Source organism: Castellaniella ginsengisoli (assembly GCF_040955415.1).
Classification (GTDB): domain Bacteria; phylum Pseudomonadota; class Gammaproteobacteria; order Burkholderiales; family Burkholderiaceae_B; genus Castellaniella; species Castellaniella ginsengisoli.
Genome location: NZ_CP158257.1, coordinates 494,172 through 511,319, shown reverse-complemented (window position 1 = coordinate 511,319; position 17,148 = coordinate 494,172). Strand labels below are relative to the sequence as shown.

The following is a 17,148-nucleotide window of genomic DNA, read 5'->3' as shown; positions in this document are numbered from 1 at the left end:
CCGACCGGACCCCGAAATTCCACCCTGGAAATCCTGCTCTCATGCGAAATACATTTCTTGAATTCGAACAGCCTCTGGCCGAACTCGACCAAAAGATCGAAGAACTGCGCTACGTGCAGACTGATTCCGCCGTCGATATCTCCGAGGAAGTCAACCGCCTGCAGCAGAAAAGCCAGTCGCTGGCCAAGAGCATCTATGGCAAGCTCACGCCCTGGCAGACCGCGCTGGTGGCCCGCCATCCCCAGCGGCCTTACACCATGGACTACGTCCAGGCGCTGTTCACCGATTTTCACGAACTGCACGGCGATCGCATGTATGCCGACGACCAGTCCATCGTGGGCGGCCTGGCGCGTTTCAACGGCACGCCCTGCATGGTCATCGGCCACCAGAAGGGGCGCGACACCAAAGAGCGCGCCCTGCGCAACTTCGGCATGCCGCTGCCCGAGGGCTACCGCAAGGCGCTGCGCCTGATGAAGCTGGCCGAGAAATTCCGCCTGCCCGTGTTCACTTTCGTCGATACCCCGGGCGCCTATCCCGGCGTGGGCGCCGAGGAACGCGGCCAGTCCGAGGCCATCGGCCACAATCTGTACGCCATGGCCGGCCTGCGGGTGCCCATCATCGTCACCATCATCGGCGAAGGCGGCTCGGGCGGCGCCCTGGCCATTGCCGTGGGCGATACGGTCATGATGCTGCAATACGCCACCTATGCCGTCATCTCGCCCGAGGGGTGCGCCTCCATCCTGTGGCGCAGCGCCGACAAGGCCTCCGTCGCGGCCGAGGCTCTGGCCATCACCGCGCCGCGCCTGAAGGAACTGGGGCTGATCGACCGCGTCGTCAACGAGCCCGTGGGCGGCGCCCACCGCGACCCGGCCACCATGGCCCGCCAGCTTCAACGCGCCCTGGCCGACGCATTGCGCGAACTCACCAGCCTGGATGTGGACGAGCTGCTGCGCCGCCGCCTCGAACGCGTCTCGGCCTATGGGCGATTCCAGGAAGCCCGCTGACCGCACGCCGCGCTCCGGCAAGCGGCGGTTTCCCGCCGCATCGGGCGCTGCGCCCGATCCTTGGCGGCCGGCGCTCGACCCGGCGCTGCTGCACGCGCTCGATGCCGCTTTGGCGGCGCGCCCCGGCGATACCGCCGTCGGCGTGGCGCTCAGCGCCGGGGCCGATTCCGCCATGCTGGCGCTGCATGCCGCCCAGGCGGCCCGGCACCGCGGGCTGCGCCTGCATTGCTTCCACATCCACCATGGCCTGCAGGCCGGGGCCGACGGCTGGCTGATCCAGGCGCATCGGCTGGCGGGGCTGCTCGGGGCGGATTGCCATAGCCGCCGGGTGGCCGTGGCGGTCGACGGCCGGGGTATGGAAGCCGCCGCCCGGGACGCCCGCTATGCCGCCCTGGCCGGGCTGGCCGCCCACGCCGGCGTCGGGCACCTGTTGTTGGCCCACCACCAGGACGACCAAGCCGAAACCGTGTTGCTGCGGCTGTTGCGCGGCACCGGGCCGCTGGGCCTGGCCGCCATGCGTCCCGTGATGGAGCGCGACGGCCTGGTCTGGAGCCGGCCCTGGCTGGATCAGCCCCGTGCCGCGATCCTGGACTGCGCGCGGCGCTTCGAGGCCTTGAGCGGCTGGAGGCCGGTCAGCGACCCCAGCAACGGCGATGCCCGTTATGCCCGCGCGGCGTTGCGCACCGGATTGGCGCCGCTGCTGGATGCGCGCTGGCCCGCCTGGCGCGAAACCCTGGCCCGTCATGCGCGGCAAGCGCGGCATTTGTCGGATTGGGTGGACGAGGCCGTCCGCGACGAATGGCCGGCGCTGGATCCCTCCGCCGATGGCCGGACTTTTTCACTGGCGGCCTGGCGCGCGCTGCCCGCGCCGCGCCAGGCCGCCGTGCTGCGCCATTGGCTGCGCGCCCTGGGCCTGCGCATGCCCACCGAAGCCCGCCTCCAGGCCTGGCTGCGCCAGTTGCGCGGCGTCCACGCCCTGGGGCATGACCGGGCCGTGCGGCTGGGGCATGAGGGCGTTTGGATCATGGTGCGGCGGGGCCGCGTCCTCTGTGTTCCAAAAACCCAGGTAGAATAATTCGTTTTGCCGGGCCGCTTTTGGTGTGCGGCCAGCTCCTGCACGAACGCGCCAGGCCATGCGCCGGGCTCCAACCTTCGTCAAGGCATCATGCTAATCGTCCAAAAATACGGCGGCACCTCGATGGGTTCCGTCGAGCGCATTCAGAACGTCGCACGGCGGGTCGCCAAGTGGCACGCCGCCGGCCACCAGGTCGTCGTCGTGCCCTCGGCCATGTCGGGGGAAACCAACCGCCTGCTGGGCCTGGCCAAGGAAATCTCTCCCCAGCCCGACCTGCGCGAACTCGACATGCTGGCCGCCACCGGCGAGCAGGCCAGCAGCGCGCTGCTGGCCATCGCCCTGATGCGCCAAGGCGTGGCCGCGCGCAGCTACGCGGGCTGGCAGGTGCCGGTGCGCACCGACAGCGCCTATACCAAGGCCCGGATTCTTTCCATCGACGACACCCGCATCCGCGCCGACCTGGAATCGGGTCGCGTGGTGATCGTGACCGGCTTCCAGGGCATCGACGACGAAGGCCACATCACCACTCTGGGCCGGGGCGGTTCGGATACCTCGGCCGTGGCGGTCGCCGCCGCCATGGGGGCGGACGAATGCCTCATCTTCACCGACGTGGACGGCGTCTACACCACCGACCCCCGCGTCGTCCCCGAAGCCCGCCGCATGAACGTCATTTCCTTCGAGGAAATGCTGGAAATGGCCTCGCTCGGCTCCAAGGTCCTGCAGATCCGTTCCGTCGAATTCGCCGGCAAATACCAGGTGCCGCTGCGGGTCCTGTCCTCGCTCACCGATCCCCTGATCCCGGTCGACGAGGAAATGCACTCGGGCACGCTCATTACTTTCGAGGAAGACCAGAAAATGGAAACCGCCGTTGTCTCCGGCATCGCCTTCAGCCGCGACGAAGCCAAAGTCACCCTGCGCAACGTCCCCGACACCCCGGGCGTCGCCTATTCGATTCTGGGCCCCGTGGCCGCGGCCAATATCGACGTCGACATGATCCTGCAGAACATCTCCCAGCAGGGCATGACCGACTTCTCATTCACGGTCAACCGCAACGACTTCGCCCGCACGCTGGAGCTGCTCAAGACCCAGATCGGGCCGGCCGTGGGCGCCGGCGAAGTCGTCTCCGACGACAAGGTCGCCAAGGTCTCCATCGTGGGCATCGGCATGCGCAGCCACGTCGGCGTCGCCAGCCTGATGTTCCGCACCCTGGCCGAAGAGGGCATCAACATCCAGATGATCAGCACGTCCGAGATCAAGACCTCGGTGCTGATCAACGACAAATACATGGAACTGGCCGTGCGCGCCTTGCACAAGGCCTTCGAACTGGACCAGGAATCCGCCCAGGCCGAGGCCTGACGAGGGCGCCGGAGGCGGGGCGCGCCTTGTCGGCGCGAGCCGCTTCCTGTGCTAGAATTCCGGTCTTGCTGGAGACGTGGCCGAGAGGTTGAAGGTACTCCCCTGCTAAGGGAGCATGCGGCTTATACCCGCATCGAGGGTTCGAATCCCTCCGTCTCCGCCAGCAAGTTCTCAAACCCGTTGATTTCATTGATGGAATCAGCGGGTTTTGTTTTGTGCGCCACCATTCGGCCCCGTCTGTGCGCTGAACCCGCAGGCGGCGGCATTTTGCAGCCGCCGCGGTCCGCCTCCGCTGGCTGTGGTCAGGCCCGATCCAGCGCCTGCATATTCACGCCCGGGGCGGTCGCCTGGGCTTCGGGCGCCTGCCCGGTCCGGGTGATGATCGCCATCCGGTCCGGCCGGATCTCGTAGCGTTCCCAGAAATGCTGCAGATCGGCTGGTTCGCTCAGGTTGTAGACCCGGTTCTGCTGTCCGCAGACGATATAGGGCCCGCCGCCGTCGGCCATGTGCACCACATTCATCGCATGCGAGAACGGATAATTCTTGACCGGGATGCTGATGCAGCCGCGCGACCCTTGGCCGATCATTTCAGCTAGTTCCTGAACGAATCGGCCCTGGTCCTGGAGGGCCTGCCCGGGATTCTGGCTCATGAGCGCCTCGAAGGATCCGCGCCGCCCTTCGGCCACTTGATACAGTTTGGGCGCGTCCGTGCCGCGGCCCTCGGGTGTGAATTGCGCCAAGGTCCGATCCACTGCTGCGGCGCAGTGGACGCAGTTCTGGTTCAGCACCAGCGTGGGCTTTTTCAGGCTGACGAGGTCGGCGATGATGTGCAGCAGATTCTTGAAGCTGAACCATGTCCGATGGGGATTCGTATTCGTGGACACGAATTTGAGGAAATCCTGAGGCTGAGTGTTCAAATCCTTCTCGGCGCGCAGATTGAGCTCGTGATTCAACGGTGCGTCATCGGGCAGGAATGTCGTCTGCGTCCCTGTCGTGATGCCTGCTTCGGTCGTGTGACTGATCAGGCTCTCGAAAGAGTGTTCCGACTCGATCAGCTCAAACTCGTCTTGGGTGATCTCGCTGCCTGGCGGCATATCCCGAGGGGCGGGCACGTAGAGATCGACGAAATCATCCAGGTCGGAGTCGGGCTGTTGGTTCTGGATCGTCTGCGTGGGTGGCGCCGTGTGCAAAGCCTCTGCTTGTATGGGGCCGTGGGGCGTTGTGCCGCCCTGGCTTGGGATTGTGCTCATTGTGATTCCTTTTCTGGATGCTGGACCGTACTCTCTGTGACAAGGCACGGCTGGTAGTTCCAGACGACACTAGAATCTGGGCAGCGTGTCTCTGCGTTCGTACATCGGATCGGGGCCCGGATGGAATTTCGTCACCTGGCGGCCATCCGGCCCCATGAACACATACATCAGCGAATTCCAGGTGTGGTCCTGCTTGTAGCGGTAGCTCCAGACGATCTGGCGCACGTTGGGCAGGCCGGCGGTATCGATGATGGCGGGCGGGCCGAACTCGCAGCGCACCTGCTCGGCCGTCCAGACGCCTTGCTTCAGAATCTGGAAGTGCGCATCGGTCAGGATGGGTTCGACGCCCTGGACGCGGCCCTGGGCGTCCACCGTGGCGCCCCAGGCGTATTGCCCCAGGGGCTGGCGCGACCAGACGGCGCGGTCGCGGCCCTGGCGGTCCGTGCAGCGCAGCGTGGGGGCGCCGAACTGCGCCGCGACCTGCGCCAGCGGCGTGCCGGGCGGGGTTGCGGCGATGTGGGCGCAGCCCGCCAGCCAGAAACCCGCGCCCGTCATCAGGGCGCCTCGAAGCAGTGAGCGCATGCGTGGGCAGGAAAACATGAAGTGTCTCCGTGGGCGGTTTTCGACTCCTGATCGGGCATGTATGCCGGCGATCTCCTACAATCGGACCCATTCGCCGGCAGGGTTCGCGCCCGCGGGCGCGGGCGCGGCCAGCGGGACGAACAGCGCCCATGCGGGGGGAGGAATATGCATTCTAACTTCATGGAAGTCGTGCGTACGCGCAGCGACCAGGCCATCGCCTCGGGCGATTTGCAGCCCATCGTGGCCGAGCAAGTCGTCATCGAGGACCGGGGCCTGCCGTTCATCGTTCGCTGGGTGGCCGCGCTGGCCGCCAAGGATGCGGCAAAGCAGAGCGCCACGGCGCAGGCCCCGGCAGGCAGTCGGGAGATCACCTTGCCGGGCGGGCCGCGCGACCCCGATTTTAATCCTTTCCTGAAACCCGACCCCGCCTTGCTGGTCGGCCCGGTGGGCGAACATCACACGGCCATCCTCAACAAGTTCCCCGTGTGCCTGCACCATCTAGTGCTGGCTCGGCGCGCATTCGCCGAACAGCGCTCGCCGTTGGAGGAAATCGATTTTCTGGCCCTGGCTGCGGTGCTTTGCCGGGAAGGCGGCCTGGGTTTCTACAATGGCGGCGCCGCTGCGGGCGCCAGCCAGCGGCACAAACACGTGCAGTGGATTCCCGACGCGCCGGGCAATGCCTCGCTGCGCGCCCTGGCGGCCGGCTTGCCGGCGGATGCGCCGCAGGGCGCGGTCGTCCGCCACTCCGCGCTGGATCTGGCGCATTGCTTCGTGCGCGTCGATGCCGGCCTGGGCGCAGAGGCCGGCGCCAGCGCCCGGGCCATGCTGATCGCCTTCGGCCAGGCCTGCGCCGCTCTCGATCTGCGCCCCGGCCCCGACGGCCTGCTGCCGCCGTGCAACATGCTGGTGGGCGATGGCTGGATGCTGGTGCTGCCCCGCAGCCAGGAGCATTTCCAGGGCGTGTCCCTGAACGCGCTGTCCTTCGGCGGCACGATCTATGTGCGCGATCCGGCCCAGATCGAGGCCATCCGCGCCGCCGGCCCGCTGCAGGCGCTCGCCAGCGTCGGGCGGCCGGGGCCGGGCTAGGCAAAAAACCAGTAGCACACGCCGATCGAGGCCAGCACGCCCGCCAGGTCCGCCAGCAAGGCGCAGCCGATGGCGTGGCGCGCCCGCTGCACGCCGACGGCGCCAAAATACACCGCCAACACATAGAAGGTCGTTTCGGTGCTGCCCTGGACGGTCGCGGCCAGCAAGGCGGCAAAGCTGTCCGGGCCGGCGTGCTGCATGGTCTCGATCATCAGGGCGCGCGCCGCGCTGCCCGAGAACGGTTTGACCAAGGCGGTGGGCAGGGCGTCGACGAAACGCGCATCCAGGCCGCCGGCGTGCGCCAGCCAGCGGATGCCGTCCAGCAGCACGTCCAGCGCGCCGGAGGCGCGCAGCACCCCCACCGCGCACAGCATGGCCACCAAGTAGGGCAGCAACCCCTTGCACACATCGAAGCCGTCCTTGGCGCCCTCGATGAAGCGTTCGTAGACCGGGATGCGCTTCCAGGCGCCGACGGCCAGGAACGCGATGAGTATGCCGAACAGCACGAGATTGCCCAGCAGCGAGGACAGGGCGGCCACGGCGGCGGCGCTCATCGAAGCTAGCAGCGCCATGAAGCCGCCCAGCAGCAGCGCGCCGCCGCCCAGCCAGGCCAGCACCACCGGATCGTGCAGTCGCAGCCGCTGCATGAAGGCCACCGCCAACAGGCCTGTCAGCGTCGAGGCCGAGGTCGCCAGCAGGATCGGCAGGAACACCAGGGTCGGGTCGGCCGCGCCCTGCTGGGCCCGGTACATGAAAATCGTCACCGGCAGCAACGTCAGCGACGAAGCATTCAGCACCAGGAACAGAATCTGCGCATTGCTGGCGGTCTTGGGTTCCGGGTTGAGTGTCTGCAGCGCGTGCATGGCCCGCAGGCCGATCGGGGTGGCGGCATTGTCCAGCCCCAGCGCATTGGCGGCGAAGTTCAGCGTGATCAGGCCCAGCGCCGGATGCCCGGCCGGCACCTCCGGCATCAGGCGCCGGAACAGCGGCCCCAGCAGCCGCGCCAGCCCGTCCACCAGCCCGGCCGCCTCTGCGATGCGCAGGAAGCCCATCCACAGCGTCAGCGTGCCGAACAGCAGCAGCATCAGTTGGACCGATAGATCGGCCATGTCGAACAGGCTGGCGATCAGGCGGGCGAAGACGTCCGGATCGTCCAGGGCGAGCCATTGAAACAGGGCGGCAGCCGCCGCGACCAGAAAGAACCCGAGCCAGAGGATATTCAGCATACGGCTTCCGGATTCACCAGCACCCGCCGGTCCACGTCCTCGATCCGCGTGCGGCCGCAAAAGGCCATCGTCACATCCAGTTCGTTGGCCATCAATTCCAGGCAGCGCAGTACCCCGGCCTCGCCGTGGGCGGCCAGGGCATATAGAAACGCGCGGCCGATCAGCACGCCGCGCGCGCCCAGCGCCAGGGCGCGCAGCGTGTCCTGGCCGCTGCGCACGCCGCCGTCCATCAGCACTTCGATACGGTCGCCCACGGCCTGGGCGATGGCGGGCAGGGCGGCGATGGTCGATGGCGCGCCATCCAGTTGGCGGCCGCCGTGGTTCGACACCACCAGCGCGTCCGCCCCCGCCTCCACCGCGCGGCGGGCGTCCTGCGCGTCCAGGATGCCCTTGACGATCAGTTTGCCGCCCCAGCGGTCCTTGATCCAGGCCAGGTCGTGCCAGCTCAGCGTGGCATCGAACTGCTCCGCCGTCCAGGACGCCAGGGAGCGCATGTCCGCCACCCCCTTGGCGTGCCCCACGATGTTGCCGAACGCGCGCCGGGGCGTGCGCAGCATCTCCAGGCACCAGTGCGGCCTGAGCGCCAGGTTCGCCAGATTGGCGAGCGTCGGGCGCGGCGGCGTGGACAGGCCATTCTTGATGTCCTTGTGGCGCTGCCCCATCACCTGCAGGTCCAGCGTCACCATCAGCGCCGAGCAGCCCGCCACGCGGGCGCGGTCGATCAGCCGCCCGATGAACTCCCGGTCGCGCATCACATAAAGCTGAAACCAGAACGGCCGGCTGGTGCGGGCGGCCACGTCCTCGATCGAGCAGATGCTCATCGTCGACAGCGTGAACGGTACGCCGAAGCGCTCCGCCGCCCGGGCGGCCAGGATTTCGCCGTCGGCGCGCTGCATGCCCGTCAGCCCCGTGGGGGCCAGCGCCAGCGGCATCGCCGCGTCTTCGCCCAGCAGACGCGCGCGCAGACTGCGCCGGGCGATGTCCACCGCCACCCGCTGGCGGAATTTCAGCGCCTGCAGGTCGGCTTCATTGGCGCGGTAGGTGGATTCCGTCCAGGACCCGGAATCCATGTAGTCGTAGAACATGCGCGGCACGCGCCGCCGCGCGGCGCGGCGGAAGTCCTCGACGCAGGTGATCGTATTCAGGGCGGGCAAGGGGGCTCCGGAAGGCTGTGGCAATGGTCGTGATGATACGACGCCGCGCCGCGCGGCTATATGCCCGGCCAGCCATGCCGCGCTTGGGCTTCTTCGGGCCGGTCTTGGACCGCGCTTCACACTTGGATACCAATTCGGGGTAATCCCTGATCCGGCATCGGCCGGTCCGCATCATTGTTGTGAACATGCAACGTCTTCCCGGGAAACTGGCGGTTTTGTCCCGCCCAACGTGGCATTCGCCCCGGATTTTTGATGCAATACCTACAACTTCCCATCGCGGAGTTGGAAGAGCAGCGGCACAGGTTGTTGTTGGCCTGCTCTGATTCACACAAATCTACGGAGATTTCTTACATGAAAAAGACTCTGCTCGCTGCTGCTCTGCTGGCCGGCTTTGCCACCGCTGGCGTTGCTCAAGCGGAAACGTCCGTGACGCTGTACGGTATCCTGGATACCGGCTACGGCTACCAGAACTACAAGTACGATCACAATGGCGCTGACATCACCGCCAAGTCCTCCGGCCTGCGCGACGGCACCTTCAACGGCAGCCGTTGGGGTCTGAAGGGCGCCGAAGATCTGGGTGATGGCCTGCGCGCTATCTTCCAAGTCGAGGCCCACGTCAACCTGGGTGGCAGCGGTGGCGCCGCTCACAGCGGCTTCAACCGTCAATCCTTCGTCGGTCTGTCCAGCGACAACTGGGGTACCTTCACGATGGGCCGTCAGTACTCCGCCGGCGTGGATACCTTCCTGGTTCCCAATGGCGTGAACCTGGGTGATGCCGACAAGGTCTTCGGTTCCACCGGCCTGGGCGAAGGCACCCGCGTCGAAAACTCCTTCAAGTATGTCACGCCCGACATGTCCGGCTTCAAGGCTGTCCTGATGTACGGTACCGACAACGACGGTGGCACCACCGTGGGCCGCAACACCAACGGTTCGGCCTTTGCCAACCGCGGTTCCCGCGTGTCCGCTGGCGTCCTGTACGCCAACGGCCCGATCGCCGCTGGCGCCAGCTACGACCGTCAAAGCCAGACCGGTGCGATCGGTTCGGCTACCGATCTGGATGCCGCCACTTCCTGGCAGATCAACGGCTCCTACGACTTTGAAGTCGTGAAGCTGGGTCTGGCCTACGGTCAAGACCGCCACGGAAAGCTGGGCTGGAACGGCGCCGCTGGCGGCCTGACCGGTGTGGCCGTTCCCGCCGCCCTCGCCCTGGGCAACAACTTCAAGTCCAACAACTACCACGTCGGCCTGAGCGCCCCCGTGGGTGGCGGCACCCTGTACGCCGGCTGGAACTACTCCACGTCCAACCTGGACGACGCTGTGGCCGACGGCGGCTGGGGCGATGCTGCTGGCAACATCAGCACCTACCAAGTCAACTACTTCTACCCGCTGTCCAAGCGTACCGGTGTCTACACGTACGCTTCGTACGGCAAGAACCTGGGCTACGTGAAGGACCTGAAGGGTACCGAAGCTGGCGTCGGTATCAATCACAAGTTCTAATCGCATCGCGTGGCTTGTCCGCGCAAGCGATGTGGCCTGGTTCGCCGGGCCGTCACGAACTGCGGGGACTTCGGTCCCCGATGCAAAAAACCACCCCTCGGGGTGGTTTTTTGCATTTGCGGCACCTGGTTTCTTGCCGTCATCTGTTTGCCGAAAATCTGTCGATAAAATTTAATCCGCGTCCATCAAGAGGTAGACCCATAGCTGTCATATTCGAGTGTCAGACTTCGTATCGGTTCCGGCTGCAACGTCTCGTTGCGGCGTGGCCGGGGCAGCCCCGCTTGTCGTCGACAGGCTGCTCTGATTCATTCAACTTACGGAGATCTCCCTCATGAAAAAGACGCTCCTCGCTGCGGCGCTGTGTGTCGGCTTTGCCGGCGTGGCCCAGGCGGAAACGTCCGTCACGCTGTATGGCATTCTTGACACCGGCTATGGCTATAGCCAGGTCAAGTACGACAGAAATAATGTGCAGGGCTCAAGCACCAGCTCGGGTTTGCGCGATGGCATCTTCAACGGCAGCCGATGGGGCCTGAAGGGTTCCGAAGACCTGGGCGACGGCTTGCGCGCCGTCTTCCAACTGGAAGCCAATGCCAATCTGGGCGAAGGGTCGGGCGCCAAACACAGTGGCTTCGCGCGCCAGACGTTTGTCGGTCTGAGCAGCGACAGTTTGGGGGTCTTCACGATGGGCCGCCAGTACAACTTAGGCAACAGCTTTACCCATGATGTGAACGAAGGGGTGAGCTTCGGTGATATGGACCGGGCCTTCGGGGCGCAGGGCTCCAGCACCCGCATGGCCAATTCGTTCAAGTATGTCACCCCCGGTTTCTCCGGCTTCAAGGCCGGGATTGCCTACGGTAACCCCGAAACGACCGTCGCCCGTGTCAACGGGGTGTCCGCTTCGGATCGCAGCAACCACCTGTCGACCGCCCTGAAGTACGAGAGCGGCCCCCTCTTTGTCGCCGCAAGCTATGATCGCGCCAGCAGCACGCTGGATCACGCAATCACCAATTGGGCAATCGCCGGGGCCTACGATTTCGAGGTGGTCAAGCTGCACCTGGCCTATGGTCAGGACCGCTATGGCAAGCTGGGCTGGGCCAACGAAGCGAAAGACTTGTACGAAGAACTGATCGGCGCGTATTCGTTGGGCAAGGACTTCAAGTCCAGCAACTACTATGCCGGTTTGTCGGCGCCGGTTGGCGCGGGCGCCTTGGTGGTGTCCTGGTCGCGATCCTCGTCCAATCTGGACGATGCCGACAAGTGGGGCGACGCTGCCAAGACCCAGAACATCTACCATGTGAACTACAAGTACCCGCTGTCCAAGCGCACCTCCGTGTACGCCTACGGTAGCTACGGTACGGGTGTTGGTTACGCCGACGGCGTGAAGGTGAAAGAAGCCGGTTTTGGCCTGAATCACAAGTTCTGATCACTGCGCATAGAACCCCCTATGCCGCATGCGGCCCGGTTCGCCGGGCCGTCGCGAACGACGGGGGCTTCGGCCTCCGATGCAAAAAACCACCCTCCGGGGTGGTTTTTTGCGTCTATGCCGGACAAGCGGTTTCCGGGCGTGGCGGCCGATTATTGCCAAAAATGGAAAAATGAATTGGCCGCAGCCCCGTTTATCGCAGCGCAGCAAAAGCGCACACTGTTTCCAACAGAGCAGGGCATGACTCGCCAGCCGACATCCGGTGGCATCCTGCTTCGTCACACACCTGAACTGAAGGAAACTCTCATGAAAGTCACTACCGCCGCCTCCATCGCCCTGCTGTCCCTGGGCCTCGCTTCCGCCGGCATCGCCCGGGCCGATCAGGCCAACTACCCTGAAATCACGACGCCCAGCACGCAATCCCGCGCGGGCGTCGTCCAGGCGCTGCGCGTGGCCCAATCCCAAGGCCTGGTCATCGCGGGCGAGCAAGGCAGCTATCCCGGTTCGCGGGCCGAAGCCCCGGCCTTGACCCGCGCCCAGGTCCTGAATGAACTCAAGCAAGCCAAGAGCGCCGGCCTGCTGACCATCGGGGATCGGGGCCAGTACCCCCGCATGCTGTAATCACGGCCTCGGGCTTGAAAGCCGCAAGAGCCTGCCGCGCGGATGCGCGGCAGGCTTTTTTCATGGTGCCATTGCGCCATCGCCGCGTGGTCCGCGAGGAGGAGGATTCAGGCATCTGAAAGGCGTCCTGTGATCTTCTGAAATTCTTGATCTCGAATATGTTTCCACCTCGGGTTTTCCCGGCGGGCGGGCTTGTCGAAATGCTACAATCCCGTAGTTTGATCTTCCGGAACAGGGGCTGCTCATGAATCTGGCACAGTACTTTCCCGTGCTGCTTTTCATCATCGTCGCCACGCTGATCGGCGCAGCCCTGCTGGGCGCGGGCCGTCTGCTGGGCCGCAACGTGCCCGATCCCGAAAAGCTCTCGCCCTACGAGTGCGGTTTCGAGGCCTTCGGCGATTCGCGCATGAAATTCGACGTGCGCTACTACCTGGTGGCCATCCTGTTCATCATGTTCGACCTGGAAATCGCCTTCCTGTTTCCCTGGGCCATGGCCAATGGCGTGGTGGGCATGGTCGGTTTCTGGACGGTCGCCATCTTCCTGGGCGTGCTGACGGTCGGCTTCATCTACGAATGGCGGCGCGGCGCGCTGGACTGGGAATAAGGGGGTTCATATGGCTATTGAAGGTGTCATGGACAAAGGTTTCATCACCACCAGCGCGGACAAGTTCCTCAACTGGGCAAAGACGGGCTCGCTGTGGCCCATGACGTTCGGCCTGGCCTGTTGCGCGGTCGAGATGATGCATGCCGGCGCGGCGCGTTACGACCTCGACCAGTTCGGCATCATTTTCCGCCCCAGCCCGCGCCAGTCCGATCTCATGATCGTGGCCGGCACGCTGTGCAACAAGATGGCGCCGGCCCTGCGCAAGGTCTACGACCAGATGCCCGAGCCCCGCTGGGTGGTTTCCATGGGTTCCTGTGCCAACGGCGGCGGCTACTACCACTATTCCTACTCGGTGGTGCGCGGCTGCGACCGCATCGTGCCGGTGGATGTCTACGTGCCGGGCTGTCCGCCCACGGCCGAAGCCCTGGTCTACGGCCTGCTGCAGATGCAGAACAAGATCCGCCTGACCAACACCATCGCCCGCTAGGCGCCGGCCAACCGCTGATACATACGCTATGACACGGCTACAGACTTTAGACACGAATCTGCGCGCGGTCCTGGGGGCCTCGGCTGTCCTCACCGAGGACCGCGGCGAACTGACGCTGCTGGTGCCCGCCGACGCCTGGGTGGATACCTGTCGCGTGCTGCGCGACCATGCCAGCCTGCGCTTCGAGACCTGCATCGACCTTTGCGGAATCGACTATTCCGCCTGGAAGGCGCCCACCTATGATGCCGCCGATGCGCATCCCCAGCGCTTCGCCGTGGTGATCCACCTGCTGTCGGTCACGCACAACTGGCGTCTGCGGGTGCGGGCCTACATGCCCGACGACGCCTTCCCGGTGGCCGCCTCGCTGGTGGATATCTGGCCCTCGGTCGACTGGTACGAGCGCGAAGCTTTCGACCTGTACGGCATCGTCTTCGAAGGCCACCCCGACTTGCGCCGCATCCTGACGGACTACGGCTTCATCGGGCATCCGTTCCGCAAGGATTTCCCGATTTTCGGCCACGTGGAGATGCGCTACGACCCCGAGCAAAAGCGCGTCATCTACCAGCCCGTCACGATCGAGCCGCGCGAGATCACTCCCCGCGTCGTGCGCGAAGACCACTACGGCATAGAACGGTACTGATATGGCAGAGATCCAGAACTACAACCTGAACTTCGGCCCGCAGCACCCTGCCGCGCACGGGGTGTTGCGCCTGGTGCTCGAACTGGACGGCGAAGTCGTCCAGCGCGCCGATCCCCACATCGGCCTGCTGCACCGCGCCACCGAGAAACTGGCGGAAACCCGCACCTTCCTGCAGACGCTGCCCTACATGGACCGCCTGGATTACGTGTCCATGATGTCCAACGAGCATGCCTACTGCATGGCCGTCGAGCGTCTGCTGGGCATCGAGATCCCCTTGCGTGCGCAATACATCCGCGTCATGTTCGACGAGATCACGCGCATCCTGAATCACCTGATGTCGCTGGGCTCGCACGCGCTGGACGTGGGCGCCATGGCGGTGTTCCTGTATGCCTTCCGCGAACGCGAAGACCTGATGGATTGCTACGAGGCGGTCTCGGGCGCGCGCATGCACGCGGCCTACTACCGCCCGGGCGGGGTGTACCGCGACCTGCCCGACACCATGCCGCAGTACAAGGGCTCCAAGTACCGTTCCGATAAAGAACTGCGCGCCATGAACGAGGCGCGCTCAGGTTCGCTGCTGGACTTCATCGAGGACTTCACCAACCGCTTCCCGGCCTGCGTGGACGAATACGAAGTCCTGCTGACGGACAACCGCATCTGGAAGCAGCGCCTGGTCGACGTGGGTGTGGTGTCGCCCGAACGCGCGCTGGCGCTGGGCTTCACCGGCCCCATGCTGCGCGGCTCCGGCATCGAATGGGATCTGCGCAAGCATCAGCCCTACGAAGTCTACGACCGCCTGGATTTCGACATTCCCGTGGGCGTGAACGGCGACTGCTACGACCGCTACCTGTGCCGCATCGCGGAAATGCGCGAGTCCAACCGCATCATCCGCCAGTGCGTCGAGTGGCTGCGCAACAATCCCGGCCCGGTGATCACCGGCAACCACAAGGTCGCCCCGCCCAAGCGCGAGCGCATGAAGGCCGGCATGGAAGACATGATCCACCACTTCAAGCTCTTCACCGAAGGGATGCACGTGCCCGAGGGCGAGGCCTACGCCGCCGTGGAACACCCCAAGGGCGAGTTCGGCATCTACCTGGTGTCCGACGGGGCCAACAAGCCCTACCGCCTGAAAATCCGCGCGCCGGGCTTCGCCCATCTGCAATCGCTCGAGGAAATGTCCAAGGGCCACATGATCGCCGACGTGGTCACCATCATCGGGACCCAGGACATCGTGTTCGGCGAGATCGATCGCTAGCCGCGCGGACATCACAGGGAATCTGATTATGTTGCTTTCCGAACAAGCCTACCGGGACATCGACCGGGAAATCGCCAAGTACCCGGCCGACCAGAAGCAGTCCGCCGTGATGGCGGCGCTGACGATCGCCCAGGGCGAACAAGGCTGGGTCTCGACCGAAGTGATCCGCGACGTGGCCGCCTATCTGGGCATGCCGCCGGTCGCCGTCCAGGAGGTCGCCACCTTCTACAACATGTACAACACCAAGCCGGTGGGCCGCTATACGCTGACCATCTGCACCAATCTGCCCTGTGCGCTCCAGGGCGGCACGCAGGCGGCCGAGCACCTCAAGCGCACGCTGGGCATCGGTTTTCACGAAACCACGCCGGACGGCCTGTTCACCCTGGTCGAGGGTGAATGCATGGGCGCCTGCGGCGATGCGCCTGTGATGCTGGCCAATGGCACGCACATGTGCTGCCGCATGCAACCGGAAAAAATCGATGCCCTGATCGGCGCACTGAAGGAATCCGCATGAGCGCTCTGGACGTACTGCAGAAATTCTCCACGGACGCACTCTCGCCCGATCTCGGTGGAGACCCCGCCCGCAGCATGATCTTTCACGGCCGCCACATCCAGCCGCAGATCCTGGCCGACCTCGACGGCCACAACTGGGGCATCCGCGACTACATGGCGCGCGGCGGCTACGAAGCCTTGAAGAAAGTCCTCTCGGGCATGACGCCCGACGACGTGATCGCCGAACTCAAGTCCTCCAATCTGCGCGGCCGCGGTGGCGCGGGCTTTCCGACGGGCCTGAAATGGTCCTTCATGCCGCGCAACATCCCCGGCCAGAAATACGTCGTCTGCAACTCCGACGAGGGCGAACCCGGCACGTTCAAGGATCGCGACATCCTGCGCTACAACCCGCACGCCGTGATCGAAGGCATGATCATCGGCGGCTTCGCGATGGGCGCGTCCGTGGGCTACAACTACATCCACGGCGAGATCTTCCAGATCCACCAGCGTTTCGAGCAGGCGCTCGAAGAGGCCCGCGAGGCCGGCTTCCTGGGCGAGAACATCCTCGGCTCGGGCTTCAGCTTCCAGTTGCATTCGCATCACGGCTTCGGCGCCTACATCTGCGGCGAGGAAACCGCGCTGCTGGAATCCCTGGAAGGCAAGAAGGGCCAGCCGCGTTTCAAGCCGCCGTTCCCGGCCAGCTTCGGCCTGTACGGCAAGCCGACCACGATCAACAACACCGAAACCTTCGCCGCCGTGCCCTGGGTGATCCGCATGGGCGCCCAGGCCTACGCCGAACTCGGCGTCGAAAAGGCGGGCGGCACCAAGATCTTCTCGATCTCGGGCGACGTCGAGCGTCCCGGCAACTACGAGATCCCGCTGGGCACGCCTTTCGCCACGCTGCTGGAACTGGCGGGCGGGATGCGCGGCGGCCGCAAGCTCAAGGCGGTGATCCCCGGCGGCTCCTCGGCCCCGGTGCTGCCGGCCGACATCATGATGCAGACCAACATGGACTACGATTCCATCGCCAAGGCCGGCTCCATGCTGGGCTCGGGCGCGGTCATCGTCATGGACGAGACCCGCTGCATGGTCAAGTCGCTCATGCGCCTGTCGTATTTCTACTTCGAGGAATCCTGCGGCCAGTGCACGCCCTGCCGCGAGGGCACCGGCTGGCTGTACCGCATGATGAACCGCATGGAACACGGCCAGGGCACGATGGAAGACATCGAAACACTGGATTCCGTGGCGCATAACATGATGGGGCGCACGATCTGCGCCCTGGCCGATGCGGCCGCCATGCCGGTGCGCAGCTTCATCAAGCATTTCCGCGACGAATTCGTGCACCACGTAGACCACAAGGACTGCGTGGTTGCCAAGTATCTGTAGGGTCAGGACA

At 65.2% G+C, this 17,148-nt stretch carries 17 protein-coding genes and 1 tRNA gene; 14 read left to right on the top strand and 4 right to left on the bottom strand.

The features are described from left to right. Positions 1-41: 41 nt before the first annotated feature. The 4 genes from ABRZ00_RS02430 (at position 42) to ABRZ00_RS02415 (ending at position 3,598) form a co-directional block, all read left to right on the top strand. Positions 42-1,004, top strand: a complete 963-nt coding sequence (locus ABRZ00_RS02430; protein ID WP_368641268.1) for an acetyl-CoA carboxylase carboxyltransferase subunit alpha — start codon at positions 42-44, stop codon at positions 1,002-1,004. Beyond that, positions 979-2,079 carry a tRNA lysidine(34) synthetase TilS gene (gene tilS, locus ABRZ00_RS02425; protein ID WP_368641269.1) on the top strand — a complete coding sequence of 367 codons (1,101 nt, stop codon included), beginning with the start codon at positions 979-981 and terminating at the stop codon, positions 2,077-2,079. Before ABRZ00_RS02430 ends, tilS begins: the two co-directional genes overlap by 26 nt. A gap of 87 nt (positions 2,080-2,166) precedes the next feature. Further along, entirely contained in the window at positions 2,167-3,435 is a 1,269-nt protein-coding gene (locus tag ABRZ00_RS02420; protein ID WP_368642809.1) for an aspartate kinase, read from the top strand. A gap of 70 nt (positions 3,436-3,505) precedes the next feature. Continuing rightward, positions 3,506-3,598 (top strand) — tRNA-Ser (locus tag ABRZ00_RS02415). Between the two features lie 139 nt (positions 3,599-3,737). Here the strand turns inward: ABRZ00_RS02415 and ABRZ00_RS02410 are convergent. Further along, a complete protein-coding gene (locus ABRZ00_RS02410) occupies positions 3,738-4,685 on the bottom strand; it encodes a hypothetical protein (RefSeq protein WP_368641270.1) in 948 nt (315 codons plus the stop codon). 69 nt (positions 4,686-4,754) lie between these two features. Next, positions 4,755-5,267: a hypothetical protein gene (locus ABRZ00_RS02405; RefSeq protein WP_368642810.1), complete on the bottom strand. Its 513-nt coding sequence runs from the start codon at positions 5,265-5,267 to the stop codon at positions 4,755-4,757. 165 nt (positions 5,268-5,432) lie between these two features. On the opposite strand from ABRZ00_RS02405, the gene ABRZ00_RS02400 reads away from it, so the two are divergent. Next, positions 5,433-6,353 carry a phosphorylase gene (locus ABRZ00_RS02400; protein WP_368641271.1) on the top strand — a complete coding sequence of 307 codons (921 nt, stop codon included), beginning with the start codon at positions 5,433-5,435 and terminating at the stop codon, positions 6,351-6,353. Here ABRZ00_RS02400 and ABRZ00_RS02395 read toward each other — a convergent pair. Continuing rightward, positions 6,350-7,579, bottom strand: coding sequence for a nucleoside recognition domain-containing protein (locus ABRZ00_RS02395; RefSeq protein WP_368641272.1), 1,230 nt, complete (start codon positions 7,577-7,579; stop codon positions 6,350-6,352). The genes ABRZ00_RS02400 and ABRZ00_RS02395 overlap by 4 nt on opposite strands. Next, positions 7,573-8,733, bottom strand: a complete 1,161-nt coding sequence (locus ABRZ00_RS02390; protein WP_368641273.1) for an L-lactate dehydrogenase — start codon at positions 8,731-8,733, stop codon at positions 7,573-7,575. Before ABRZ00_RS02390 ends, ABRZ00_RS02395 begins: the two co-directional genes overlap by 7 nt. Before the next feature lie 252 nt (positions 8,734-8,985). On the opposite strand from ABRZ00_RS02390, the gene ABRZ00_RS02385 reads away from it, so the two are divergent. From ABRZ00_RS02385 to nuoF, 9 genes are all read left to right on the top strand, one after another. Next, positions 8,986-10,230, top strand: a complete 1,245-nt coding sequence (locus ABRZ00_RS02385; RefSeq protein ID WP_368644404.1) for a porin — start codon at positions 8,986-8,988, stop codon at positions 10,228-10,230. A 331-nt stretch (positions 10,231-10,561) separates the two neighbouring features. Beyond that, the gene (locus ABRZ00_RS02380; protein WP_368641275.1) at positions 10,562-11,653 is read left to right on the top strand and encodes a porin; all 1,092 of its coding nucleotides are present in this window, start codon (positions 10,562-10,564) and stop codon (positions 11,651-11,653) included. Between the two features lie 306 nt (positions 11,654-11,959). After that, a complete protein-coding gene (locus ABRZ00_RS02375) occupies positions 11,960-12,274 on the top strand; it encodes a DUF4148 domain-containing protein (protein WP_368641276.1) in 315 nt (104 codons plus the stop codon). A 244-nt stretch (positions 12,275-12,518) separates the two neighbouring features. Next, complete coding sequence (locus tag ABRZ00_RS02370) at positions 12,519-12,878, top strand: NADH-quinone oxidoreductase subunit A (protein ID WP_343837148.1); 360 nt, start codon at positions 12,519-12,521, stop codon at positions 12,876-12,878. Positions 12,879-12,888: 10 nt separating this feature from the next. Beyond that, the gene (locus tag ABRZ00_RS02365; RefSeq protein WP_043680684.1) at positions 12,889-13,365 is read left to right on the top strand and encodes an NADH-quinone oxidoreductase subunit B family protein; all 477 of its coding nucleotides are present in this window, start codon (positions 12,889-12,891) and stop codon (positions 13,363-13,365) included. A 28-nt stretch (positions 13,366-13,393) separates the two neighbouring features. Beyond that, positions 13,394-14,005, top strand: coding sequence for an NADH-quinone oxidoreductase subunit C (locus ABRZ00_RS02360; protein WP_343837146.1), 612 nt, complete (start codon positions 13,394-13,396; stop codon positions 14,003-14,005). A 1-nt stretch (position 14,006) separates the two neighbouring features. Next, the gene (locus ABRZ00_RS02355) at positions 14,007-15,260 is read left to right on the top strand and encodes an NADH-quinone oxidoreductase subunit D (RefSeq protein ID WP_368640291.1); all 1,254 of its coding nucleotides are present in this window, start codon (positions 14,007-14,009) and stop codon (positions 15,258-15,260) included. Positions 15,261-15,288: 28 nt separating this feature from the next. Then, entirely contained in the window at positions 15,289-15,774 is a 486-nt protein-coding gene (gene nuoE / locus ABRZ00_RS02350; protein ID WP_368641277.1) for an NADH-quinone oxidoreductase subunit NuoE, read from the top strand. Then, positions 15,771-17,138 carry an NADH-quinone oxidoreductase subunit NuoF gene (gene nuoF, locus ABRZ00_RS02345; RefSeq protein WP_343837137.1) on the top strand — a complete coding sequence of 456 codons (1,368 nt, stop codon included), beginning with the start codon at positions 15,771-15,773 and terminating at the stop codon, positions 17,136-17,138. Before nuoE ends, nuoF begins: the two co-directional genes overlap by 4 nt. Positions 17,139-17,148 lie beyond the last annotated feature (10 nt).

Coding starts and splice junctions, on each gene's coding strand:
- ABRZ00_RS02385 (WP_368644404.1), top strand. CDS start 8,986: ATGCAATACCTACAACTTCCCATCGCGGAGTTGGAAGAGCAGCGGCAC.
- ABRZ00_RS02360 (WP_343837146.1), top strand. CDS start 13,394: ATGACACGGCTACAGACTTTAGACACGAATCTGCGCGCGGTCCTGGGG.
- ABRZ00_RS02355 (WP_368640291.1), top strand. CDS start 14,007: ATGGCAGAGATCCAGAACTACAACCTGAACTTCGGCCCGCAGCACCCT.
- ABRZ00_RS02400 (WP_368641271.1), top strand. CDS start 5,433: ATGCATTCTAACTTCATGGAAGTCGTGCGTACGCGCAGCGACCAGGCC.
- ABRZ00_RS02380 (WP_368641275.1), top strand. CDS start 10,562: ATGAAAAAGACGCTCCTCGCTGCGGCGCTGTGTGTCGGCTTTGCCGGC.
- ABRZ00_RS02410 (WP_368641270.1), bottom strand. CDS start 4,685: ATGAGCACAATCCCAAGCCAGGGCGGCACAACGCCCCACGGCCCCATA.
- ABRZ00_RS02365 (WP_043680684.1), top strand. CDS start 12,889: ATGGCTATTGAAGGTGTCATGGACAAAGGTTTCATCACCACCAGCGCG.
- nuoE (WP_368641277.1), top strand. CDS start 15,289: ATGTTGCTTTCCGAACAAGCCTACCGGGACATCGACCGGGAAATCGCC.
- tilS (WP_368641269.1), top strand. CDS start 979: ATGGGCGATTCCAGGAAGCCCGCTGACCGCACGCCGCGCTCCGGCAAG.
- nuoF (WP_343837137.1), top strand. CDS start 15,771: ATGAGCGCTCTGGACGTACTGCAGAAATTCTCCACGGACGCACTCTCG.
- ABRZ00_RS02430 (WP_368641268.1), top strand. CDS start 42: ATGCGAAATACATTTCTTGAATTCGAACAGCCTCTGGCCGAACTCGAC.
- ABRZ00_RS02405 (WP_368642810.1), bottom strand. CDS start 5,267: ATGCGCTCACTGCTTCGAGGCGCCCTGATGACGGGCGCGGGTTTCTGG.
- ABRZ00_RS02395 (WP_368641272.1), bottom strand. CDS start 7,579: ATGCTGAATATCCTCTGGCTCGGGTTCTTTCTGGTCGCGGCGGCTGCC.
- ABRZ00_RS02375 (WP_368641276.1), top strand. CDS start 11,960: ATGAAAGTCACTACCGCCGCCTCCATCGCCCTGCTGTCCCTGGGCCTC.
- ABRZ00_RS02370 (WP_343837148.1), top strand. CDS start 12,519: ATGAATCTGGCACAGTACTTTCCCGTGCTGCTTTTCATCATCGTCGCC.